20 protein-coding genes are annotated in these 22,655 nt (G+C 43.6%); 6 read left to right on the top strand and 14 right to left on the bottom strand.

From position 1 onward, the window contains the following. Positions 1 to 62: 62 nt before the first annotated feature. Together PLE34_RS14235 and PLE34_RS14230 are read left to right on the top strand one after the other, a co-directional pair. Positions 63 to 530 carry a GNAT family N-acetyltransferase gene (locus tag PLE34_RS14235; protein WP_324558025.1) on the top strand — a complete coding sequence of 156 codons (468 nt, stop codon included), beginning with the start codon at positions 63 to 65 and terminating at the stop codon, positions 528 to 530. A 136-nt stretch (positions 531 to 666) separates the two neighbouring features. Beyond that, positions 667 to 2,013 carry a S41 family peptidase gene (locus tag PLE34_RS14230; protein ID WP_324558024.1) on the top strand — a complete coding sequence of 449 codons (1,347 nt, stop codon included), beginning with the start codon at positions 667 to 669 and terminating at the stop codon, positions 2,011 to 2,013. 138 nt (positions 2,014 to 2,151) lie between these two features. Here the strand turns inward: PLE34_RS14230 and PLE34_RS14225 are convergent, their stop codons facing one another. From PLE34_RS14225 to pfkA, 3 genes are all read right to left on the bottom strand, one after another. Continuing rightward, positions 2,152 to 2,481 carry a DMT family protein gene (locus tag PLE34_RS14225; protein WP_324558023.1) on the bottom strand — a complete coding sequence of 110 codons (330 nt, stop codon included), beginning with the start codon at positions 2,479 to 2,481 and terminating at the stop codon, positions 2,152 to 2,154. 94 nt (positions 2,482 to 2,575) lie between these two features. Beyond that, on the bottom strand, positions 2,576 to 4,066 hold the full coding sequence (gene pyk, locus PLE34_RS14220; RefSeq protein WP_324558022.1) for a pyruvate kinase: 1,491 nt from the start codon (positions 4,064 to 4,066) through the stop codon (positions 2,576 to 2,578). 112 nt (positions 4,067 to 4,178) lie between these two features. Next, positions 4,179 to 5,165, bottom strand: a complete 987-nt coding sequence (pfkA, locus tag PLE34_RS14215; protein WP_324558020.1) for a 6-phosphofructokinase — start codon at positions 5,163 to 5,165, stop codon at positions 4,179 to 4,181. A 172-nt stretch (positions 5,166 to 5,337) separates the two neighbouring features. Here pfkA and PLE34_RS14210 point away from each other — a divergent pair, with 172 nt between their 5' ends. Beyond that, positions 5,338 to 6,225 (top strand): SDR family oxidoreductase, encoded by an 888-nt coding sequence (locus tag PLE34_RS14210; RefSeq protein ID WP_324558019.1) that lies wholly within the window; start codon positions 5,338 to 5,340, stop codon positions 6,223 to 6,225. Here PLE34_RS14210 and PLE34_RS14205 read toward each other — a convergent pair. The 10 genes from PLE34_RS14205 to PLE34_RS14160 all read right to left on the bottom strand — a co-directional run bounded on the left by PLE34_RS14205 (position 6,222) and on the right by PLE34_RS14160 (position 18,997). Beyond that, positions 6,222 to 6,650, bottom strand: a complete 429-nt coding sequence (locus PLE34_RS14205; RefSeq protein WP_324558018.1) for a PepSY-like domain-containing protein — start codon at positions 6,648 to 6,650, stop codon at positions 6,222 to 6,224. The two genes, PLE34_RS14210 and PLE34_RS14205, sit on opposite strands and share 4 nt — an antisense overlap. A gap of 126 nt (positions 6,651 to 6,776) precedes the next feature. Next, a complete protein-coding gene (locus tag PLE34_RS14200) occupies positions 6,777 to 7,223 on the bottom strand; it encodes a PepSY-like domain-containing protein (protein ID WP_324558016.1) in 447 nt (148 codons plus the stop codon). A 91-nt stretch (positions 7,224 to 7,314) separates the two neighbouring features. Next, positions 7,315 to 8,586, bottom strand: a complete 1,272-nt coding sequence (locus PLE34_RS14195; protein WP_324558014.1) for a sensor histidine kinase — start codon at positions 8,584 to 8,586, stop codon at positions 7,315 to 7,317. Next, positions 8,583 to 9,260 carry a response regulator transcription factor gene (locus PLE34_RS14190; RefSeq protein WP_324558012.1) on the bottom strand — a complete coding sequence of 226 codons (678 nt, stop codon included), beginning with the start codon at positions 9,258 to 9,260 and terminating at the stop codon, positions 8,583 to 8,585. The genes PLE34_RS14195 and PLE34_RS14190 overlap by 4 nt, the downstream gene beginning before the upstream one ends. Before the next feature lie 498 nt (positions 9,261 to 9,758). Beyond that, positions 9,759 to 10,610: an aldo/keto reductase gene (locus PLE34_RS14185; RefSeq protein WP_324558010.1), complete on the bottom strand. Its 852-nt coding sequence runs from the start codon at positions 10,608 to 10,610 to the stop codon at positions 9,759 to 9,761. 480 nt (positions 10,611 to 11,090) lie between these two features. After that, positions 11,091 to 11,603, bottom strand: a complete 513-nt coding sequence (locus PLE34_RS14180; RefSeq protein WP_324558008.1) for a hypothetical protein — start codon at positions 11,601 to 11,603, stop codon at positions 11,091 to 11,093. Between the two features lie 90 nt (positions 11,604 to 11,693). After that, positions 11,694 to 14,216 (bottom strand): phosphocholine-specific phospholipase C, encoded by a 2,523-nt coding sequence (locus PLE34_RS14175; protein ID WP_324558007.1) that lies wholly within the window; start codon positions 14,214 to 14,216, stop codon positions 11,694 to 11,696. A 685-nt stretch (positions 14,217 to 14,901) separates the two neighbouring features. Then, positions 14,902 to 16,944: a M13 family metallopeptidase gene (locus PLE34_RS14170; RefSeq protein ID WP_324558005.1), complete on the bottom strand. Its 2,043-nt coding sequence runs from the start codon at positions 16,942 to 16,944 to the stop codon at positions 14,902 to 14,904. Between the two features lie 95 nt (positions 16,945 to 17,039). Then, positions 17,040 to 17,711, bottom strand: coding sequence for a YggS family pyridoxal phosphate-dependent enzyme (locus tag PLE34_RS14165; protein WP_324558004.1), 672 nt, complete (start codon positions 17,709 to 17,711; stop codon positions 17,040 to 17,042). Positions 17,712 to 17,842: 131 nt separating this feature from the next. Then, the gene (locus PLE34_RS14160; protein ID WP_324558002.1) at positions 17,843 to 18,997 is read right to left on the bottom strand and encodes an acyl-CoA dehydrogenase; all 1,155 of its coding nucleotides are present in this window, start codon (positions 18,995 to 18,997) and stop codon (positions 17,843 to 17,845) included. 227 nt (positions 18,998 to 19,224) lie between these two features. Here PLE34_RS14160 and PLE34_RS14155 point away from each other — a divergent pair, with 227 nt between their 5' ends. Next, positions 19,225 to 19,542 (top strand): hypothetical protein, encoded by a 318-nt coding sequence (locus PLE34_RS14155; protein WP_324558000.1) that lies wholly within the window; start codon positions 19,225 to 19,227, stop codon positions 19,540 to 19,542. Between the two features lie 127 nt (positions 19,543 to 19,669). Then, the gene (locus PLE34_RS14150; protein ID WP_324557999.1) at positions 19,670 to 20,674 is read left to right on the top strand and encodes a cation diffusion facilitator family transporter; all 1,005 of its coding nucleotides are present in this window, start codon (positions 19,670 to 19,672) and stop codon (positions 20,672 to 20,674) included. Positions 20,675 to 20,691: 17 nt separating this feature from the next. Here the strand turns inward: PLE34_RS14150 and PLE34_RS14145 are convergent, their stop codons facing one another. Continuing rightward, a complete protein-coding gene (locus PLE34_RS14145; protein WP_324557997.1) occupies positions 20,692 to 21,540 on the bottom strand; it encodes a universal stress protein in 849 nt (282 codons plus the stop codon). A 99-nt stretch (positions 21,541 to 21,639) separates the two neighbouring features. Here PLE34_RS14145 and PLE34_RS14140 point away from each other — a divergent pair, with 99 nt between their 5' ends. Next, entirely contained in the window at positions 21,640 to 22,626 is a 987-nt protein-coding gene (locus tag PLE34_RS14140) for a calcium/sodium antiporter (protein ID WP_324557995.1), read from the top strand. Positions 22,627 to 22,655: the final 29 nt, after the last annotated feature.

The raw sequence follows: 22,655 nt of genomic DNA, 5'->3' as shown, positions 1-22,655 counted from the left end.
TTCACGAAGTAAACGTGAAGAGAGCGGTAACTCAGGCAAGCTATTAATCTAATCAATTCAGAATGAGCATAACGATCAGGCCGGCCGTAAGAGAAGATTGTACCAGGCTGATGGAGCTGGTGCGTGAGCTGGCGGAATTTGAAAAGGCGCCACACGAAGTAACGGTTGACCCTGTGCATTTTGCTGAAAGCGGGTTTGGGGAAAATCCTGTATGGTGGGCATTTGTTGCTGAAGTTCCTTCAGGCACTAACGGGGCAAAAGAAATTGTAGCTTTTGCATTGTATTATATTCGGTACTCTACCTGGAAGGGCCAGCGCATGTACTTAGAAGATATTATTGTTACCAAAGCCTGGCGGGGCAGGGGAATTGGAAAATTATTGCTGGATCGCCTGGTAGAAGAAGCCCGTGCTAAAAAATTTACCGGCATGATGTGGCAGGTATTAGACTGGAACGAACCTGCTATACAGTTCTATAAAAAATACAATGCGCAGTTTGATGCGGGATGGGTAAACTGCAACGTTAATTTCTAAAGGTTAACCAACGTTAATTTTGGGAAAACAAATGTTAAGTGCGGGGTTTTGAGCAACCGGGTGTTCAGTAAATACGTAATTTCAGTATGTACTGTGCTGCTATACATTCGCTGTTTCAAACTTCAATAACAGAAATATGGAATTGAAAAACATTGCTTTGTTCTTTTTTTCAGCGGTTGTATTATCAACTGTTGGCTGTAAGAAGGAAAATAATAACGGTGATGCAGGTAATACAACGGAGAACAGGGTTAAAGATACTGCCTGGAGCTATGCAAAGGATCTCTACCTGTGGCATCAAAACCTTCCTTCTGATTTTAACGCAAGGTCTTACGCCGATCCCGACGCTATTATGAAAGCGCTCCGCCCCTATAGCGCAGAACCCGGTTTCGCTGATCCCGTAGACCGGTGGAGCTTTGCCATAAAAAAAGCAGAATGGGATGATGTAAGCTTGGGCATCAGCGGTGATTTTGGACTGGGTATATTTTTTATGTCGGAGAACGACCTGCGGGTTTCTTATGTAGAACCGGCATCTCCTGCAGCCGCCGCGGGTATAGAAAGGAGCTGGCAGATAATGTCGGTTAACAATAATACCACCGTTAACACTGATGATGCCACTATATCGCGTATTTCCACAGCCGTATTTAACAGCTCTTCCGCAAGCTTCACTTTTAAAAAGCCCGATGGAACAGACGTTGATATTACACTTACCGCTGCAACCCACCAGGATGACCCCATTATTTTAGATACGGTATACAGCAATGGCGGCAATAAAACAGGATACTTCGTTTTTAATTCTTTTTTGGGCAACATTGACAATATCAAAAGCCGCCTGGGGAATATTTTTAATGCATTTTCAGCCGCCGGTATTAACGATATGATCGTAGACCTGCGGTATAACGGAGGCGGGTATGTAGCGCTTCAGAATGAGCTGGCTAACTATTTAGTGCCTTCATCAGGCAATAACGGCATTATGCTGCAGGAAAAATTTAATAATAACTATAGCGCTCTTTTTGATACCACCATCAACTATCAAAAAAAGGGAGCGCTTAACCTTAACCGTATTTTTTTCATTATCACTAAAAACACAGCTTCTGCAAGCGAACTGTTGATTAACAGTCTTAAGCCCTATGTGGATGTGAAGCTGATCGGCAGGGCGAGTCACGGAAAGCCCGTAGGTTATTTTAATATCGGAGTAGGCGACTGGTATATTTTCCCGGTTTCCTTCAGGAGCGTAAATAAGAACGGTGAAGGAAATTATTTCAATGGACTGCAGCCCGACGTTACTGTAGATGACGGACTGGATAAACCATGGGGCGATATCAATGAAAGCTGCCTGGCAAGCGCCCTGCATTATATCAATGAGGGGGCCTTTTCGCGTATTTCGGCCCGGGCGCAACAGGATATCAGGCTGGAAAACGGAAATACCGCGCTGGATATAAAACGGTTTAAGGGAGCGGTGGAGGAGAGGAGTAGAACGTGGTAATTTGAAAATGTGAAAATGTGAAAATGTGGTAATGGGATGATGGGAAGAGAGACATGGGGAAAAGTTGTAGTAAATGAGTAGTCAATAGTGAATGCCTTATACCTTACTCCTCATACCCTATACCTTACCCCTCATACCTCATTTCATAAATGCAAAATACACGGCGCCCATCAGGCATATGAAGCTCAGCAGGTATTTCCAGTGCATGGGTTCGCGCAGGTATAATAAAGCGAAGGCAACGAATACTACCAGGGTAATGGCTTCCTGGATAATTTTTAGCTGGAAGGCGCTAAAGCCGCTAACATATCCCAAACGATTAGCCGGCACCTGCAGGCAATACTCAAAAAAAGCAATTCCCCAGCTCACTGCAATGGCTTTCCACAATGGAACATTTTGATGCTTTAAATGTCCGTACCATGCAATGGTCATGAAGATGTTAGAGAACAGCAACAATACAATGGTGCGCATATAACAAAATGCTTGTAAACGGGAATTGTGGTGCTGGTTAGTGCCCTTCAACCTCAACCTTGTAACCTGTAACCTGAAACCTGTAACCTCTATCTTACTCTACTTTTGAAATCTTAAGCAGGTTAGTAGGCAAATGAAGATGAACGGGCAGGCTGCCGGTATTTACTATAGTATCCCCGGTTTTTAAAAAGCCTCTTGTTTTTAAAATTTGTATCTGGTCAAAAATGATCTGGTCTATACTTTCTTCCTCATCATAAAAAAATGGTCTTACCCCCCAGCTCAGGCTAAGCTGGTTAAGCAATGTTTTTTCTTTGGTGAAGATGTATAATGGCGATTTCGGCCGGTAGCTGCTTACCACAAAAGCGGTGTACCCGCTTTGGGTCATTGCCAGCAGGGCGTCTGCATTTACATCCTTGGCAATTTTACAGGCGTTATAACAGATGGCATCGCTGTGAAAAGACGGCGAATGCGGCTGCGGCTTCAGATCTTCCTCGCGGTTATAGCGGTATTCTTTTTTTTCTACTTCCAGGATAATTTTACGCATGGTTTGCACTACCAGCACCGGGTGCTGTCCCATAGCCGTTTCACCGCTCAGCATTACCGCATCGGCGCCCTCCAGCACGGCATTGGCTACATCGGTAGCTTCGCTGCGGTTGGGTTTAATACGATCCATCATGCTTTCCATCATTTGCGTAGCCACAATAACCGGCTTTCCGCGGTGAAGGCATTTGCGGATAATATCTTTTTGGATAAGGGGAACCTGTTCAACGGGCATTTCAACACCCAGGTCGCCACGGGCGATCATAATGCCGTCCGATTCCAGAATGATCTCGCGCAGGTTAACAATGGCTTCAGGCATCTCAATTTTAGCCATCACCTTGCATTTGCTTTTGTTTTCCTGCAGTATATCTCTTAATATTTTAAGATCATCTACTTTTCTTACAAAGGAAAGCGCGATCCAGTCTACCGCATGCTCAATCATAAAATCCAGGTCGGCAAGGTCCTTTTCGGTAAGTGCCGGCAATGAAATTTTAGTGTCGGGCAGGTTAACGCCTTTTTTGGAAGATAAAATACCCGGCATGGTAACCACTACTTTCACATCTCCTTTTTCAGTAACCTCCGTTACCTGCACCTCTAATTTACCGTCGTCTATTAAAATTTTGTTACCCGCTTCCACATCATTGGCCAGGTTGGGGTAGGAAACGTAAATTTTTTCCCTGGTACCAATACATTTTTCGTTCGTGAAAGTAAGGATGTCGCCAACATTTACGGGCATAGAGCCGTTTTCAATTTCGCCTACCCTGAGCTTTGGACCCTGCAGGTCGCCAAGTATACAAATATTGTATGGTTCTTCTGTATTGATCCTTCGGATATAATTAATGATAGCCAGCTTGTCGGCATGCGCGCCATGCGAAAAATTCAGGCGAAATACATTTACGCCTGCCTTTACCAGATCCAGCAGCTTATCGTAGGTATCGCAGGCCGGTCCAACAGTGGCAACAATTTTTGTGCGGTGAAAAGTGTGTTCAATACCTGCCTGTTTGTCCATCTCTTCGTGCAGGTATTTGGTAATATTTTTTGACATACTATGGTAATGATTTTATTTTTGTTTAAGGTACGGGGTACAATATGATAAGACACAGGCCCGCAACCGTATAGCGCCTAAGGCATTTATCTTCAACCCGTGGCGCCTGCCGCTACGAAGCCAGTATCTTCACAATTTTAAGCCAGTCGTAATCTATGGTTTGTTCCGCTTTTACAGCCTGCTCTAAAGGGGTATAATGTAATTGATTGTTTATTATACCAATCATCGTGTTAATATCTTTGCCGGTCATCAAACACTCCACTGCTGCATAACCCATGCGGCTGGCAATCAGCCTGTCGAGACAGGAAGGCGAGCCGCCACGCTGGATATGTCCGAGTATACAAACTTTAATATCGGCGTTTGGCATTTTTTCTTTTAACACTTTGGCTATTTCATTGGCTCCTCCCAGTTCGCTGCCTTCTGCCACTACCAGCAGGTTTACTAATTTCTTTCTCTTTTCTTTTTCCTGGAGAGAGTCAATGACTTCATTGATGTCGGTTATCCGTTCGGGGATCAGGATGTTTTCGGCGCCGGTAGCAATACCGCTATGCAAAGCAATATAGCCCGAGTCTCTGCCCATTACTTCTATAATAAATAGCCGGTCGTGGGCATCGGCAGTATCCCGTATTTTGTCTATAGCTTCTACGGCGGTATTTACGGCGGTATCAAAACCTATGGTAAAATCGGTTCCGGCAATATCTTTATCTATGGTTCCGGGTAAACCGATACAGGGAATGTCAAATTCGCTGGAAAATATTTGTGCGCCCCTGAAAGAGCCGTCGCCGCCTATGATCACCAGTCCGTTAATGCCCAGATTTTTTAGATTTTCGTATGCTTTTTTTCTGCCTGCGGCTTCAAAAAATTCCTTACACCTTGCGGTTTTCAGGATGGTGCCCCCTCTTTGTATAATGTTGGCAACGCTGCGGGATTCCAGCTTAAAAATATCATTTTCTATCATCCCCGCAAACCCGCGCATAATGCCAAACATATCTAATCCGTAATATAAGCCGGTACGCACTACTGCCCGTATGGCTGCATTCATACCCGGGGCGTCTCCTCCTGAAGTCAGTACCCCGATTTTAGAAACTTTCTTTTCCATTCGTTTAAACCTTGTCTGAAATGATTAAGATCATTCAAAGGGCAAGTACAGTTATTAAAATTTTTTCTATATCTGTTTTATAGAAGCGTCAAAAGTACATAATTACAATCATTTCCCAATTTTAGATTGAAGGTTTAATGATTTTGTACATTCGGGGCTTATACGCCTTAAAATGAAGATTTTAGTTACCGGTGCCAACGGACTTTTAGGACAAAATGCAGTGCAGCAACTTACAACCGCAGGGCATGAAGTAACAGCTACCGGCAGGGGAGCATGCAGGCTGCCGGCGGCGGATAAGCCTTACCGGTATGCAGCTATTGATATTACAGACAAAGAAAGTGTGTTAACGCAGGTAGCCGCCATTCGGCCGGATGTGATCATTCATGCCGCGGCTATGGCACAACCCGATGCCTGCGAGCTTAATAAGGAAGCGTGCTATAACACGAATGTAAATGCAACCCGCTATTTTACAGATGCGGCAGCTGCCGTAAATGCAAAGCTGGTATATATTTCCACCGATTTTGTGTTCAGCGGTGATGATGGTCCTTATCGTGAAACAGATTTGCCTGCTCCTGTTAATTATTATGGAGAAACCAAATGGGAAGCGGAGCAAATTGTACAGCAAAGCGGCATCAGCCGGGCTATTGTGCGCACCGTGCTGGTATACGGAAACATATTAGCAGGCACAAGGAGCAATATCGTAACCTGGGTGAAAGAAAACCTCGAAAAAGGAAATCCGATAAAAGTGGTAAGCGACCAGGTACGTACGCCCACCTATATAGGCGACCTTGTTAGCGGTATACAATTGATCATAGAAAAAAATGCCGGCGGCATATATCATATCTCCGGCAGGGAAGTGCTTACCCCTTACGATATGGCGGTGCAGGTTGCCGGTTATTTTGGACTGAACAAGGCGCTGATGGAAAAGGTAGACGCCGCAGTATTTACGCAACCGGCGCGGCGTCCGTTAAAAACAGGTTTTATTATTCACAAAGCGGAAAAGGAACTGGGCTACAGCCCTATAAGCTTCATGGAGGGCATTCGCAATATGTTTCCCTAACTGTCAATACGCAAAAAGTCTCCGGCCATATTGAATTCCAGCTCTAACCCATTATCTAAGCTTACCTGTTGATTTTTGTTGTCGAGCTCCCAGCCGGTAATAACATTGCCGGAATAATTTGCTGAAACATAATCAATAATTTTGGAAGGAATGACGGAGTCGGGCAGCTTAGCAATGCCATCAATGTCGGTGATCTGTTTTTTTCTATTGAATTCCAGGCTGATGTTCCCTTCAAGTATAACATCGTAGGTTAATTCCAGTCCATCCCTGTCTTTTACAGATTGTATGATTGGGTTTGCAGGAAAATGCGTTGTAATAAACGTCTTTATTTCAGCAGGCAGGTCATTTTCCTTAACCATTGTTTCTTTTTCGCAGCTTGCAAAAGTGAAAATCGCCAGTATGATGGCAAGGTTTATTTTTCTCATCTATATTGATTTGTGCTTATCCCCGGTGTGTAGCATTTTCAGGAACAAACGCGTTTAATAAAATATTTTTAAGTAACTGCCGGTAAGCAGCAATGAACCGGCAGGCTGAAAGGGCATATTCCCCTTTTAATCTGCCTGCTGCTTCAATACCGTTCCTTTCTCATCAAAATGCACTTTCAATTCTTCTTTTAATGATTGTAATTCTACGCTATACTGTATTGTATTACCTGTTGTTATCTTTTTTACATCGTCAACCCGGTACCCGTTAAAATCATTTTTAATGACTGACCGGATAGCTGCGGGCAGTTTTCTTTTAGTAACATCCTCCTTATGTTTTAACAGCTTGCCCGAATTATCATAGCATGCCTCATGATCTTTAGACAACTTCATTTCAAACTCCGCGCAATACTGGTTGTTTTTTATTTCCCACTCCACATCGTAGGCTTTGGGAAATGTTTGTTTGAAATGGTTTAATACCACCGAGGGTACCTGGCTTTGCGGAATGTTTTGCGCGAAACCGGCGCCATGCGCCAGTAACAAACTGAAAGCAATAATGAATATGTTCCTTTTCATGTGCATCATTTTTATATTATTACACAAAGGAACAACCTGATTTTGGAAAGAATCGGGAATCTGTTAACGTGAAGATCCGGGATATGAAACATCACCCGTTCTTGAACCGGACCTCGAAGCAATGGTTGTTGTTATAATGGTAAGAAAGTCCGAAATCATATAATTTACAAATGGCTTTAACAACCGCTAAGCCAAGCCCTGTGCTGGTTTGTTCGGTGGCGTCTTTATAGAAACGGTTAAAGATCTTCTCGGGGTTCAATGCCTTTTCATTTCCCGTGTTGCTTATCTTACATGTTGTTTGCGTGATATCAATAGTAATAAGCCCATTCGGTATATTATGGAAGACGGCATTTTTGATAAGATTCGCGATAAGGATAGACGCCAGGGCCGAATCCATTTCAACTTCCGCCTGTCCGGCCTCGTGAAGGGATAGCTTGATATTTTTGTACGCAATAAAATCCTCCAGGTCGCTTATGCACTGGTGAACCGTTTGGTTAATGGAAATAGTTTGGTTACCCGCGTATTGCCTGTTTTCAATTTTGGTTAATAACAGCAATGATTTGTTAAGACGTGCCAGCCGCTCAATCATTTGAAGCACCTGCGCAATATCTGCAGCATGCGTATCTTTTATGTCATCTTTTTCAAGCAACAGCTCCAGCTTGCCGGCGGCAATGGCAAGCGGAGTTTGCAGTTCGTGCGCCGCGTTTTCTGTAAACTGCTTTTGATTAGCGTACGTTTCCAGTGAGTGCAGCGTCAAGGTGTTTACAGCGTTTTTCAGTTCTTTAAACTCTTTAATATTTGTTTTAATATCGGGGGGCTTTTCATTGCTGTCGAGCCGGAAACTTTTTAGCTGCAGCAATATTTCATAAAACGGTTTCCATAATTTCCGGAGTGCTATTTTATTAATGAGGATTATACCTGCGAGCATAATGAGGTAAAGCCATACTACCGACCAGAAGAGATCTTCTATCAGGTCATCTTCTTCCACCATGGAAGAAATAACCTGCAGCCGGTAAAACTTCCCGTTTAGCTCAAAAGCGGTGGAAAGCATACGTACGGGTTCCATGTCTTCTTCACCCTGCATATACAAAGCGGTGTCGGTATAGGTATCTTTTATGGTAATAGCAGATACTTTTGCCAATTCCTGTATGGCGTAATTGCTCTCGTTAAAGGTATTTTTTTGCAGTACAGTGGAATCTGCTGCTACCCTTTGAATAATCAATAATTTGGAATTGTCTAACCCGTCGTCTATGCTGTCGCTGATCTCGTCCAGCATATTGATATAGAAAACAACAGACCAGATACTCACGATAACAAGGAGTGGAACAGACAGGTAGATAAGCGATTGGTTGAGCAGCCTCATTGTTCAACCAGTTTATACCCGATACCATAAATGGATTGTATTTCTATTGCAGCGTTTGATGATTGCAGTTTTTTGCGGAGATTCTTGATCTGGTAGTAGATAAAATCTAAATTATCTGCCTGGTCGGTATTGTCTCCCCACACATGCTCTGCCAAAGCGGTTTTTGTGATCAGCCTGTTTTTGTTGGAAAGGAAATAAGTCAGAATGTCGAACTCTTTACGGTTCAGGGCAAACACGTTGCCGTTAACGGCAAACAGCCGCTCGTTCAGATCTAATGATACGTTAGCGGTTTCAATTATATTTTTTCCGCCCGGCGTCTTTCTTCTCAGCACTGCCTTTATGCGGGCATTGAGCTCCGTAATGTGAAAGGGCTTTGTAAGGTAATCATCCGCTCCTGCGGCCAAGCCTTTTACCTTGTCGTCCAAGGAATCTTTGGCGGAGATGATAATTACATTTTCTGTTTTGCCTGAAGCCTTTAGTTCTGCCAAAATATCCAGCCCGCTGCCGCCGGGCAGCATGATGTCTAATAGAATACAGTCGTATTCATACAATGAGATTTTCTCAAACGCGCTGTTAAAATTACCGGCAGACTCCACCAGGAAATGCTCCTTTTCTAATGAAAGGGTAATGGCTTCGAGCAATTCTTTTTCATCCTCGATGATCAAAATTTTCATTGTTACCAAAATTACAGATGAATTTTGGAAATAAACGGGAATAACAAGGTCTGCAGTTGCGCTATTGTTTATCTGAATGGGATCCTGTATAGTAGATTGTTAGTGACTAAGCCAGGGCGCTTTTGCTGGCGATTTGCGCGTTTTTTAAAAAGTGGGGAATGCAAAAAACTTCTGTTCCTGTGACGCTCTGGCGGAGACATATAAAAAAAATACAGCATTTCACTACAGAGCAAAAAAAATTGGCCCCTGTAAAAACAGGGGCCGCAACCAAAACTAACTGCTTATGAGAAAATTGACTGTAATAAAATGTTGTTATTATATAGACGCATGGGAGGCAAAATTGTACTACGTTATATTGTTAATTAATTATTAAAGCTTGCCGGTAGGGTGCGGATAGCGTGTTATAAAATTTCAAAAAACCTCTTAATAATGCCGCAGATGTGCAGATTTATTTGAGAAAAGAGTTTTGTTGTCAGATATGGTTCGCCAGGGTCACATTTATGCTACATCAATCCTGTCCGGCCATATATCAGGCAGTTCTCCGCTGAAACCCATTTCTGGAATTGTATCAATTTGTATCATTTCTTCTTCTGATAATTCAAAATCGAATAGGTTGATATTTTCTTTTATCCTTTTCAAAGTGGTTGATTTCGGAATTACAACCACGTTGTGCTGAATTACCCAACGCAGGCAAATTTGAGAAACAGATTTATTATGCTTTTCTGCAATTTTTTCTAAAAGTTCATTTCCAAACACTTTGCCCCTTGCCAGTGGCGACCATGATTCCACTGTAATACCTTGTTTTTTACAAAATTCGGCTAATTCGGGTTGCCAGTATCCAGGGTGGAACTCAATCTGATTAATAGCGGGAATTGTATTTGTTGTTTGAAGAAGTGCTTCAATATGTTCACGCCAAAAATTACTTACGCCAATAGACTTAATCAGTCCGTCTGCTTGTAATTCTTCCATTGCACGCCAGGTGTCAGCATTGGTTTTTTCCCAATTTTCATAATTTTTTGCATTCGCCGGCCAGTGTATTAAGTACAGATCAATATAATCCAGTCCAAGTTTGTTTAGAGATTTATAAAATGCTGCTTTTGTTTGATTGTAACCCAAATTTTCTCTCCATACTTTAGTGGTTACAATAATATCTTTACGGTCAACGTCACTCATTTTTATTCCTTTTCCAACAGATTCTTCATTTTCATATTTTGCTGCGGTATCAATTAGGCGGTAGCCATTAGCCAGGGCGTCCATAACAGATTGAACGCCATCTTGCTCATTTGATTTGTAGGTTCCAAAACCAATAATTGGAATCTTATTTCCGTCATTTAAAATCAGTTCTTTCATATATGGTTCATTTAGTTTTTCAAAATGTTTACTAACGGGGCATGGCTTTTTTACAGGCGGGGAAATAGCATTTTGTCTGCCCGGGCCGTGCAGCAGGTTTACTTTTTGTTGAATTTACATACAAAAGCTGATAGATTATTCATCAAGCCGGAGCTTAAGCCGATAGTGGAGAATAACCTGTTTCCCATTCATTGCTATATCCTTTAATTGGAGATTGATGGTGCTTTTTCTGTTGTGCTGGGGTTTGCGTAAAAAGCCATTGCGGGCAGCTATGCGACCCTGGCGCCTGGACTTCACTCTAAAGATGGGTGCTGATTTTTGTTCGTAAAAAAAGCCGCAGATGCGCAGATTTAATTTGAGAAAAAAACTTTGTTGTTAGATAGTAGTGTGCCGGGGCTCATAACATACGCAATAGCCCGACTGTGAAGACCCCATCGCGGCAAAAGCACTTTAGCTTCGCTTGTTCAAATGATTCTTTTTCTATTGTTTAAGTCGTCCAATTTTGATTAGCGCTTCTTCCAGTTCAACTGGCCTGTTCGTGCCAATTAGTAATTTTTTATTGTTGTCAAATTCTAATTGCAGCCCTTTATTACCTGAAACATTAAACGCGGCGCCTTTTCCCGGTAATCCTGTTCGTAAGCCCCAGCCACCATATTCGGTAATTGCCGAATATGACCTGATGTATGATTTATTCAATTTGTTCCAGACGTAATGTTTGAAAGACAAATGAAAAGGAAAAAACCTGACATAAATCCCATCTGTTTTAATTTGTGTTTTAAGCCGGAAATTGAGGAACAATAAAGTCAACAAAAAAGTTAGCCCGGTTACAATTAAAAGGCCGGTGTTACTCATGGGTTTGTTGCCAAATTGCTGTCCGCCAATTACCTGCTTACATACCCCCAAAATAAAAAGCCCGTTAATGCCAAACAAGATTAGCCAAAGCCACCACTGCTTAAAACGTTGCCTTTCAGAAAACAAGACTTCATTGTCCATACAAGTGCTATTTTGAATAGGCTAAACAATAGATATAAGCTACAGTAATTACTTAAAACACTCACCACTGACTACTCACTACTCACCACCTCATACCACTCTCCCCATAACCGGGTCCGTAATGCTTATCCTGCCTGTTTCCACCCTGCCGGCATATCTTTTTTCAAAATGGGTTTGCCCTTTTACCTTCACACTCAGGTCGTACCAGCCGGAGCTTTTCGAAAGATCAATGATAATGCTTGCCTGCGCACCCGGACTGATGATCTTCGTTTGTGCCTTGCCTTTATAAGCATTGTCTGTTATTGCTACGGTTAGTTTTTGTTTGCCTGTGTTCCTGAGCTTTATTTCAGCATTCCCGGTAAGCGTTTTTTTGGCGGCGGCTGCACGCTGGTATTCAAAGGCCACATCTAATGCCGGATCGTTGCCGTTGCCCGTAAACTCCCGGAAGAAGCCATTGGGTCCGTATACCTGCAGGTGATAGTTTTCATTGGCGGGCAATGTCCATGCGTCAATGAGCTGGTCGCCTGCTTTTACGGCATAGTTGCGGGGTGGAGCGTCTTTTCCGGGAATATATACATAAAATGGCGAGCCGGCAGCCGATGCGCCAAATACTTCGTTCCCCGCCTCAAATTTTATTTTGAAAGTTTGCCTGTCATCGCTGAGCTTCCCGTCTGCATACAACTGGTAGGGCAGGGGTGAAGCGGGCCTTGTTCCTTTTTCCTGCTGCGGCATCCAGGGTGAGGCGTAAGGATCTTTATTGATTTGTTCTATTTCGGAAGCGCTGAGATTTTTAAACCCGGAAGGCAGCGCTTTAAACTGCGCTTTATGAATGCTTTCTAAGAAAGGAATCCTTTCTACGGGCTTTGGCGCCGGTATAGCTTCTCCGTTGTAGGGTCTGAATACGGAGGTAATATCTCCGCATACCGTACGGCGCCATTCGGTAAGATTGCTGGTTTCTATTTTCTTACCGGTTTTTTTAGTCAGAAAATGTTCCAGGAACTGTATGGGCGATGTAAGATCAAATACTTCCGAATTCACGAACCCGCCCCGGCTCCAGGGCGAGGCCACTACCATGGGTACGCGAAAACCCAAACCAATAGGACCTTCGCGGTCGCCCTTGCTTTTGGCTTTGTCTTTCATCCATTGCTGGCTTTCGTTGAGGTATTCGGTCTTGGGATCTATGCCTTTGGATACCAGCCCGCTGTTTTCTTTATAGGGATCGGGCGCCGCAAATGGCGGCACGTGATCAAAATAGCCGTCATTCTCATCATAGTTAAGAATGAAGATGGTTTTTTTCCATACTTCCGGGTTTTGGGTCAGAATGTCTATCACCTCGCTTAAATACCAGGCGCCATACCAGGGCGCGCCGGGATGATCGGAAAAATTGCAGGGAGCTACCACCCACGATACCATCGGAAGATTACCAGACTGAACATCCTTTCTGAACTGATGCAGCACATCGCTTTTGGGTATTTGCATTTTCCTTTCTGTGCCGCCGTCGCTATAGGTAATGCTGGTGAGCTTACGGTAGTCAGGATCAGTTCTGTTATCGGTGAATGCTTTTTCATGCAGGTGCTTATGCCATTGCGATAGTTTGTTGTATTCCTCAAGATTATATTTCTCCCTGTCTTTTTTTACCGATGTAAAGAGTTCCTGCTTCTTCGTAAGTTCTTTTTCCAGGTCCGTTTTTTCTTTGCTTCCTTCGGTTAGGCCTTTCAGTTGCACTTCCATTTCCTTTAGGATGCCCGGCAGCGTTTTCTCCATTTTTTCGAGGTAACGCATATGTCCAAACGAAAACTTCACATTATACTGGCTGAACCACTCAATAGGGTTGTTGGTAAAATTTGCCAGCCAGTCGTCTTCCTCTCCTTCAAACCCCGTTTGAATACTGATCTCGTTCTGGTATATTCTCCACGGGATATTATTTTCTTCCAGGTACTCAGGAAAGGTTTTCCATGACGCTTCCCTTCCATAAGTGATATCCGAATTGTATACATGTGCCTTTACGTTTTCGTCGTGCTTCTCCCTTATGGTACCCGTCCAGAAATACGTCCGGTTGGGTGTGGTACCCGTTAATGACGAACAAAAATGCTGATCGCAAACGGTAAAGGCATCGGCAAGAGCATAATAGAAGGGGATATCTTCACGGGTAAAATGTCCCATGGTTAATGGCATGTGCATAACTGCTTTACGTCCCGATTTTTTTGAGTCAAGCCATTTGTCGTGTTTTCCTTCATTGCGGGCGTCGGTCATATCGCTCCAGCCGTGAGGCAGTGAGCCCAGCCAGGTGATGCTGCTTTCTTTGAGGTTTAAACGAAAGGGCGCGTAGGTTTCACCGGCTGCATTAGATTGCAGCCAGACTTTATTTTTGTTGGGCAATGGAACAGCGCGGGGATCATTAAAGCCCCGAACACCCTGCAGCGTTCCGTAGCAGTGGTCAAAGGAGCGGTTCTCCTGCATCAGGAAAACAACATGTTCCGCATCAAGATAAGTAGATCCTGCCTCGGGATTAATAGCGAATGCTTTTTGAATGGAAGGCGGTAACCCGCTGAATACGCCGGCGCCGCCGGATAATAATGCCGCTTTTTTAATAAAATCTCTCCTGGTATCCATGATGTAGAAGGGTTTAAAATTTGAAGGATAAATATAGGAAATACGGAGGGAATGCAAAGCATCAAAAACCAAATCGCAAGAACCAAACTTGCCTACCGGCCGGCAGGCCTGTCCGCCAGGGCGGATAAATTTCAAATATTAAATCCGAAGGGAGAAAGTTCGAAATTCGAAATGAAATCCCAACGTTAAACCACAAATAACAAAATTCGAAGACGGAATTTCGAAATTCGAAGCGGAGTAATAGCCCATTCGGGGGAATATAATCCGTCTCCGTTATTGGGAGATTACTTCGACCCTTAAAAAATATTACGCATCATTCAAATCAGTTTAGGGCCTCGTAATGACGTTCAAGTCCGAAGCCAGAAACCCGAAATTCGAAATGAAATCCCAACAGTAAACCACAAATAACAAAATTCGAAGACGGAATTTCGAAATTCGAAGCGGAGTAATAGCCCATTCGGGGGAATATAATCCGTCTCCGTTATTGGGAGATTACTTCGACCCTTAAAAAATATTACGCATCATTCAAATCAGTTTAGGGTCTCGTAATGACGTTCAAGTCCGAAGCCAGAAACCCGAAATTCGAAGCGCAATGCAACCATAAACTACAAACCATAAACCACAAATCATAAAATCCGGGAGGAGCACTCAGCCCATCGTTATATACTCACACCTCACACCTTCTCTACCATATCTTCGCTCTTACACTATCTGCCCGGTACATTTTATCGCCGGGTTGCACATCAAATGCAGCATAAAATTCCGGCATACTGGAAACGGAGCCATTTGCCCTGAACCTTTCAGGAGAATGCGGATCAAGCAGTAACCGCTCCTTCACGGATTCATCCCTGTATTTTGAACGCCACACATTGGCGAAAGATAAAAAGAAACGCTGATCCGGGGTAAGCCCGTCAACTTTTTCATCACTTTTACCCTGTGGTGTATTTTTAAACGCTTCATACGCGATCATCACTCCACCTATATCAGCAATATTTTCACCCAGGGTTAATTCACCGTTTACGTGTAAACTATCCAGTACAGTGTATGCGTTATACTGGTCAACCACCACTTTCGCCTTACGTTTAAATTGTTCGGCATCATTTTTCGTCCACCAGTCGTGCAGGTTGCCATCTGCATCATACTGCCTGCCCTGGTCATCAAAGCCATGCGTCATTTCATGCCCTATAACCGCACCTATAGCGCCATAGTTAATAGCATCATCGGCCGCATTATTAAAAAAGGGCGGTTGAAGGATTCCTGCGGGGAATACAATTTCATTAAACGATGGATTATAGTACGCGTTAACTTCGGAAGCATTCATAAACCATTCGGTTTTGTCAACAGGTTTATCCACCTTGGCCAATTCCTGTTGAAAGGCATATGTTTTTAACTGCCTGATATTATTAAAATGATCGGCTCTTTCAATCTGCACGCCGGCATAATCTTTCCACTTATCAGGATAGCCTATCTTTTTTACAAAACTATTCAGCTTAAGCAACGCCTTCTGCCTGGTGCTGTCGCTCATCCAGTCTAAGTGCTTTATCCTGCTTTCATATACGTGCTGCAGATTGTTCACTAAGCTGAGCATCCTTTCTTTAGCTTCGGCCGGAAAATACTTCTGCACATATACCCGGCCCAGGAGATCGCCCGCCAGGTTACTTACTATGCCCGTGGCTTTTTTCCAGCGTACGGGTTTTTCCTGTATACCTCTTAAGGTTTTAGCGTAAAACGAAAATTTCAGGTCTTCGAAAGGAGCGCCTAACGGGGCTTCTTCTATAACTTTCAGCTTCAGTTTATTTTTCCACACCTGCAGTGGCGTAGCTTTCAATTGCCGGCTCAGTTCCCTGAAGTAGCCGGGCTGTCCTACCAGTACCGTATCCGTATTGGCGCCAAGGTCTGCAATAAATACCGTCCAGTTAATTTCAGGTGTTAATGCACTGAGCTCTTTTACTGCAAACTTGTTATAGTTTTTTACAGGATCCCTCAATTCAACCGGTGTAGCGTGTGCATTTGCCAGCGCGGTTTCGAGCGCAAGAATGGCGGAAGCATCTTTTGCTGCAGATACGCTATCCGCACCTATAGCTTTAAACATATCAGCCACATAACGCACAAATTCATTGCGGATTTGTTTGCTTCCCTCATCATCTTTCAAATAATAATCCCTGCCCGGAAGCGATAAGCCATCCTGGTGAAACTGCAATTTATTAACCGCTGCATCCCTGTCATCCGCCGCCACATAAACGCCAAAGATATTTTCATCCCCCAGGGTATATTCATACGCACATTCCTTAACCAGTGCGGCTATAGAAGCTATTCCGTCAATACGCTTCAAATCATCCCCAACAGGCACATACCCCTTCTGATCTATAGCTGCCGAGTCCATGGCGCCGGCATATAAATCACCCATCATTTGTTCGGGCGATCCTTTTTCAAAACCATTGCCTGCAGCAAGCTCCTCCAGCATGGCCTGTAGCTTTTTCCTATTGTCTTCATATAACACATGCGGGGTGCTCCATCCGGACTGGTCTGCCGGGATAACCGTATTTTGATACCACTTGCCATTCGCATACGAAAAGAAATCCTCGCCCGGCTTTATCATAGAATCCATTCCGGCAAAATCAATAAACGGACCGCCTTTTACCGGTGAGGTATTGTTTTTGCATGATGATAAACTCATCATGATCAACAGGGACGAAATGCCCCATGACAGTTGTTTGGAAATACGCATATAAATTGATTTGTTTTTTTATGGAAGCACTTAAAGAAAAGACAATTATATTATAAATGCAATACCATGCGTTACAAAATTATACAACAAATTAATCAACGCTCCAGGCTCCTGGAGCCAAACAGCAGGCTCCCGATCCTGACCATATTGCTACCTTCTTCTATTGCGATATGATAATCACCACTCATGCCCATGGAAAGAGTAGTAAGTGGTAAGTGGTAAGTGGCAAGTGAGCACAATTGATCGTATAGTGATCTCAGGTAGTTAAATTCCGTTCTGATAGTTTCCCTGTCATCTGTTAATGATGCCATGCCCATCAATCCTTTTACCGCTATATTGTTTAATCCCGAAAGGTTACCTGTAATTTCTTTCAGTTCAGCTTCATCCAGCCCGAATTTTGTTTCCTCGCGGGCGATGTGCACCTGCAGCAATACGGGAATGGTTCTGCCGTATTTAAACCCTTGTTTGCTAATCTCCACCAGGAGCTTCCGGCTGTCTGCACCATGTATCAAATGAACAAAGGGCGCGATCTCCTTTACTTTATTGCGCTGGAGGTGACCGATAAAATGCCAGCGGATATCAGCGGGTAGTTGCTTTTGCTTTTCCACGAGCTCCTGCACATAATTTTCGCCAAAATCGCGCTGCCCCAGGTTGTATAAAGTTTGTATATCGCTAACGGGTTTGGTTTTAGATACAGCAACCAGCGTTACTTTTTTACTATCCAGCTCCTGTTGTATACTTTGATATGCTTCAATATTTACCGCCATGACTTTCTTATTGCTTTATCCCTTAATCCTTGTACCCTGCAACCTCACACCCCATACCTTACACCTCATCCCTCATACCTCACACCTCATCCCTTACACCTTACACCTCATCCCTCACACCCCACCCTCCCTCACTTCAATATCCCTCTTCCTATTACTATTCTTTGCACTTCGCTGGTGCCTTCGTATATCTGAGTAATTTTAGCATCCCGCATCAGGCGTTCCACGTGATACTCCTTTACATAACCATAGCCTCCATGAATTTGCACGGCCTCTGTAGTAACCCACATGGCTGTTTCAGAGGCAAACACTTTAGCCATGGAACTGCTAAGCGTATAATCATCGCCGTTATCCTTTTCCCATGCGGCCCGTAAACACAATAACCTGGCGGCTTCAATACGCGTAGCCATATCTGCCAGTTTAAACTGTATGGCCTGGTGCTGCGCTATTTCTTTTCCAAAGGCTTTCCGTTGTTTGGAATACTCAACTGCCCGTTCATAAGCGCCGGAAGCTATACCCAGTGCCTGGGCCGCAATACCAATACGTCCGCCGGCAAGTGTTTTCATAGCAAAGCTAAATCCAAGGCCGTCATCGCCTATACGGTTTTCTTTGAGCACTTTCACATCCTGGAACATAATGCTGTGTGTGTCGCTTCCCCTGATCCCCAGTTTATTTTCTTTTGGGCCAATGGTTATACCGGCTGTATTTTTTTCAACAATAAAGGTATTAATGCCTTTGCTGCCTTTCGCCGCATCCGTTTGCGCCATAACCAGGTACACACTTGCCGTTCCACCGTTGGTTATCCAGTTTTTGGTTCCGTTGATGATGTAATGATCTCCTTTATCTTCCGCTATCGTGTGTTGCGAAGTGGCATCGCTGCCTGCTTCCGGCTCGCTCAGTAAGAAAGCGCCGATATACAACTCTCCGTTTTTACGTCCCTGCGCCAGCGGAACAAGGTATTGCTGCTTTTGTTCCTCACTCCCATATTTTTCCAGTCCCCAGCACACCAGGCTGTTATTTACACTCATGCATACACTAACGCTCGCGTCTACCTTACTGATCTCTTCCATAGCCAGAACATAGCTGATGGTATCCATGCCCGCACCACCATATCCGGGTGCAGCCATCATTCCCATAAAACCAAGCTCGGCTAATTTCAAAACCTGCTCTTTGGGAAACTGCTGTTTTTCATCTCTTTCAATTACACCCGGCAAACATTCATTTTGTGCAAAATCGCGTGCCGCTTGCTGAATCATCAATTGTTCTTCATTCAACTGGAATTGCATAGTGCTTACGTTTAAAAGAAACAAAAATAAGCCAATTGAGGCATCTAACTAACAACCGTTCATGTTTGGCTTACCGCTATTCAAATAAATAATTACTTTTTGCTGCTTCTGCCTGCCCTTACCATTGTAAAGTAATAGTTAATACAAGCGCATTAACAACCGGTTATAGCTTCCGGCAATTTTTTGGAACTAATTATGCAGTACATACGCTCATAAAAAATACAATTATGAAAAAGATCATTTTTGCCTGCTTCATTATGCTGTTCACAGGAAGCGCCCTGTTCGCACAGCAAACCCAACCTGCCCAACCGGCACAGGAAAAAACAAAGACCGTTAAAAAAGATGTTGCACATGCCAAAACACATGCGGTAAAAACAGCAGACCATCAGAAACAAACAACGGCCGCAGTTAAAGAATCCTCCGCTACGGCAACCGCTGCCCCTTTAAAAAAAGATGGTACGCCGGATAAAAGGTATAAGAAACACAGCCAGCATGTAAAAAAAGACGGCACGGCAGATAAAAGATTTAAAGAAAACAAGCAATAGCCGGGATTAGGGATAGTATAGCAGCATAAAGGCTTGCTGAATACAATTTCAGCGAGCCTTTTTTTGTTTCCGGAAGTTCACTGCTGATAGGGAGATAAAAAATACCTTTACCTGAAAATACACACTATTGCATACTGCCCGGATTAATTTACGACTGCAAAAAATAGTAACCGTTATAGCAGTGGTTTTATTTATCATTAAAATCATTGCATGGTATCTTACCAGGTCTGTATCCGTACTTACAGATGCATTGGAAAGCACCGTAAATATAACAGCAGGATTTATCAGTCTTTTTGGATTATATATTGCAGCCAAACCACGTGATGCCAATCATCCTTACGGCCATGGCAAAGCCGAATTCCTTTCTGCTGCCGCAGAAGGCGGGCTGATGATGATAGCAGGTGTTTTTATTATTTATGAATCCATTAATCATTTTATCTATCCGCAGGAGTTAAAAAAATTAGACTATGGCATTCTGCTCATCGCTATTACAGCGGCTATCAATTATATAACCGGAAGCTATTGTGTAAAAACAGGAAAACAAAACAATTCCCTGGCATTGGTTGCGAGCGGTAAGCATTTGCAAAGCGATACATGGTCTACGTTGGGAATTATAGCAGGATTGACGCTCATATGGTTTACCCACCTTCAATGGATAGACAGCGCCGTTGCTGCCGGATTCGCATTTTTTATTATTTATACCGGTTACCAAATTGTAAGAAGCTCTGTTGCAGGCATCATGGATGAAGCCGATAAGGCCCTGCTGCAAAGAATGGTGGCATTGCTAAATGCCAACAGGCGCGTAAACTGGATTGACCTGCACAATCTCCGTATTATTAAATACGGCAATGTGCTGCATATGGACTGCCATCTTACCGTTCCCTGGTATCTTAATGTAAAGGAAGCACATACCGAAATGGATGCACTTTCATTGCTAATACAAAAAGAATTTGGAGAATCGGTAGAGCTTTTCATACATGCAGATGCCTGCCTCGATTTCTCCTGCAACATATGCCATAAGATGGAATGTACCGTGCGGCAACATCCATTTGAAAAAAAAATAGCATGGACGATAGATAATATCTCACGCAACACCCGCCATACGCACGAAGATGATGCAGAGACACAATAGCCAATTTTATGAAAGGCTTATGAAGGCATAATCACCAGCGGCAGGGAACCGTCATGAACGAGCTGGTTAATCAGGAATTTCCGGAAAAGCTGGTCGGTAAGCGACCTGGAGCCTTTTTGAACCACCAGAATGGTATCACTGTTTATCTGAACATTCTTCCTGACCTCATTAAAAACGTTTGTTCCTTTGAAAATGCTGTAGCTTGAAGGTACCTTTCCGTTATATCTTTCCTGAAGCGTTTTCAGATAAGATTCGATTTCGGCTGCAGCGTCTTCCGTGTGAATAACCGACATAAATTGGATCTGCCCGATACTGCCCCTGAACGTGTCAAGAAAGTTGTTAAAGGCCGGTTCATTAAGCGCATACCTGTCGTTAATGGTAACAACTATATGTTTGGGAACGAGGTTACATAATTTGCTCGATGCCGTGCAAAGCTTGTCGGGAACAGCTACCGTTATTGCATTCAATTCGTTTATAATTTTCGTGGCAGTGCTTCCCATTAATATCTTTTTTAACATCCCCGTTCCCTTAATGCCAAGGATCACATAATCATTAAAACCCTGTTTCATCAGGTCAGATATTTCAAGCAGCAGGTTTCTATCTGTAACGTGAAATTTTACGTTTATGTCTTCCGGAAATTTTCCCTCAGCCAGTTTCATCAATTTCAGAAGCGCCTCCTCTTTTTCACTTTTAATGATCTCAAGCCTTGTTTCTCCGTCAGCCATGCCAGGTACTATTCCCGGAACTTTATGCAATAATAACAGATCAGCATCTGCAATTTTACACCACCTGTTTCCCAGTTCTGCAATCGCGTGGGCATACAATGAAAAATCAATAAGCGCTATCAATCTTGTTCGTTTCGTCATTAGGTTTATATTGTGTTTTCTGTATATTATTCTCTTTGTTGCTAAATTAACGATATTTGAATTCATTGACAATACAAACGGTATAAACACCGCATGCTTATGGAGCTTCACCCTGCTATCAGCTTTCTTGGCGGTCTTGTAATCATTTTGTTAGGGGCCGAACTCGTTTTACGGGGTGCAGCACGGATTGCAGTCATGCTGGGCGTAAAACCAATGATTATAGGATTAACCGTAGTTTCGGTAGGCACCAGCATGCCGGAACTGGCCGTGGGTATTACGGCGGTTTCCGATAACATAGGATCACTCGCCGTAGGAAACATTGCCGGAACAAACATCCTTAATATTCTTTTTATTCTTGGTTTAAGCGCGGCTATAAAACCCCTGCCCCTGCAGCTTTTAAGTATTCGTTTCGATGTGCCGGTAATGATTGCCTCAGCAGTTGCCTTAATCATTATGGCGCTGGATGGCGTATTGAGCCGTCTTGAAGGGATCTTACTTGTGCTGGCTGCCGTGGTTTATACAATCGCACTGGTCAGGCTGAGCAAACGTGAAACCGCCGCCATGCGTAAGGAGTATGAAGAAGAGTTCAGTTCCAAAGCACTACTGGAAAAAAACGGCGGGCGCTCTTCCATTATCAACAACACGATCATTTTAATAGCAGGAATAGGGTTTTCAATACTTGGAGCCAATTTACTGGTGGCGGGATCTGTAGAGATCGCACTTAATTTAGGCGTTTCGGATGCAGTGATCGGGTTAACCATCGTTGCCATCGGCACTTCTGCGCCTGAGCTGGCCACAACCCTTGTAGCCACTGCAAAAAACGACCGGGACGTGGCAGTTGGCAATCTCATCGGAAGCAGCATTGCCAACATCCTGGTGATTCTTGGCATAACCTGCATTGCCTCTCCCAATGGTATTGATGTAAGCCGTGAGATACTGTGGTTCGATCTTCCGCTGGCTGCAGCTGTAGCTATCGTTTGTTATCCTGTTTTCAGAAGCGGCCGCATGGTATCCCGCCGGGAAGGCATAGGGTTCGTTATCGCTTACCTGATATACTTAAGCACTTTAATATTCCTGCGTGCATAAGCCGCACGGCAAACTGAAAATATTATTTT

It is taken from the genome of Agriterribacter sp., from assembly GCF_035445465.1.
GTDB lineage: Bacteria > Bacteroidota > Bacteroidia > Chitinophagales > Chitinophagaceae > Agriterribacter.
Note: the sequence above shows the minus strand (reverse complement) of the source record. Positions and strands in the feature narration are given on the sequence as shown.

What these genes read in the sequence shown, in the direction of transcription:
- PLE34_RS14210 (WP_324558019.1), top strand. Translation starts at nt 5,338, where the DNA reads ATGAAGATTTTAGTTACCGGTGCCAACGGACTTTTAGGACAAAATGCA.
- pyk (WP_324558022.1), bottom strand. Translation starts at nt 4,066, where the DNA reads ATGTCAAAAAATATTACCAAATACCTGCACGAAGAGATGGACAAACAG.
- PLE34_RS14145 (WP_324557997.1), bottom strand. Translation starts at nt 21,540, where the DNA reads ATGACGAAACGAACAAGATTGATAGCGCTTATTGATTTTTCATTGTAT.
- pfkA (WP_324558020.1), bottom strand. Translation starts at nt 5,165, where the DNA reads ATGGAAAAGAAAGTTTCTAAAATCGGGGTACTGACTTCAGGAGGAGAC.
- PLE34_RS14225 (WP_324558023.1), bottom strand. Translation starts at nt 2,481, where the DNA reads ATGCGCACCATTGTATTGTTGCTGTTCTCTAACATCTTCATGACCATT.
- PLE34_RS14205 (WP_324558018.1), bottom strand. Translation starts at nt 6,650, where the DNA reads ATGAGAAAAATAAACCTTGCCATCATACTGGCGATTTTCACTTTTGCA.
- PLE34_RS14175 (WP_324558007.1), bottom strand. Translation starts at nt 14,216, where the DNA reads ATGGATACCAGGAGAGATTTTATTAAAAAAGCGGCATTATTATCCGGC.
- PLE34_RS14200 (WP_324558016.1), bottom strand. Translation starts at nt 7,223, where the DNA reads ATGAAAAGGAACATATTCATTATTGCTTTCAGTTTGTTACTGGCGCAT.
- PLE34_RS14180 (WP_324558008.1), bottom strand. Translation starts at nt 11,603, where the DNA reads ATGGACAATGAAGTCTTGTTTTCTGAAAGGCAACGTTTTAAGCAGTGG.
- PLE34_RS14195 (WP_324558014.1), bottom strand. Translation starts at nt 8,586, where the DNA reads ATGAGGCTGCTCAACCAATCGCTTATCTACCTGTCTGTTCCACTCCTT.
- PLE34_RS14235 (WP_324558025.1), top strand. Translation starts at nt 63, where the DNA reads ATGAGCATAACGATCAGGCCGGCCGTAAGAGAAGATTGTACCAGGCTG.
- PLE34_RS14155 (WP_324558000.1), top strand. Translation starts at nt 19,225, where the DNA reads ATGAAAAAGATCATTTTTGCCTGCTTCATTATGCTGTTCACAGGAAGC.
- PLE34_RS14170 (WP_324558005.1), bottom strand. Translation starts at nt 16,944, where the DNA reads ATGCGTATTTCCAAACAACTGTCATGGGGCATTTCGTCCCTGTTGATC.
- PLE34_RS14230 (WP_324558024.1), top strand. Translation starts at nt 667, where the DNA reads ATGGAATTGAAAAACATTGCTTTGTTCTTTTTTTCAGCGGTTGTATTA.
- PLE34_RS14160 (WP_324558002.1), bottom strand. Translation starts at nt 18,997, where the DNA reads ATGCAATTCCAGTTGAATGAAGAACAATTGATGATTCAGCAAGCGGCA.
- PLE34_RS14165 (WP_324558004.1), bottom strand. Translation starts at nt 17,711, where the DNA reads ATGGCGGTAAATATTGAAGCATATCAAAGTATACAACAGGAGCTGGAT.
- PLE34_RS14140 (WP_324557995.1), top strand. Translation starts at nt 21,640, where the DNA reads ATGGAGCTTCACCCTGCTATCAGCTTTCTTGGCGGTCTTGTAATCATT.
- PLE34_RS14190 (WP_324558012.1), bottom strand. Translation starts at nt 9,260, where the DNA reads ATGAAAATTTTGATCATCGAGGATGAAAAAGAATTGCTCGAAGCCATT.
- PLE34_RS14185 (WP_324558010.1), bottom strand. Translation starts at nt 10,610, where the DNA reads ATGAAAGAACTGATTTTAAATGACGGAAATAAGATTCCAATTATTGGT.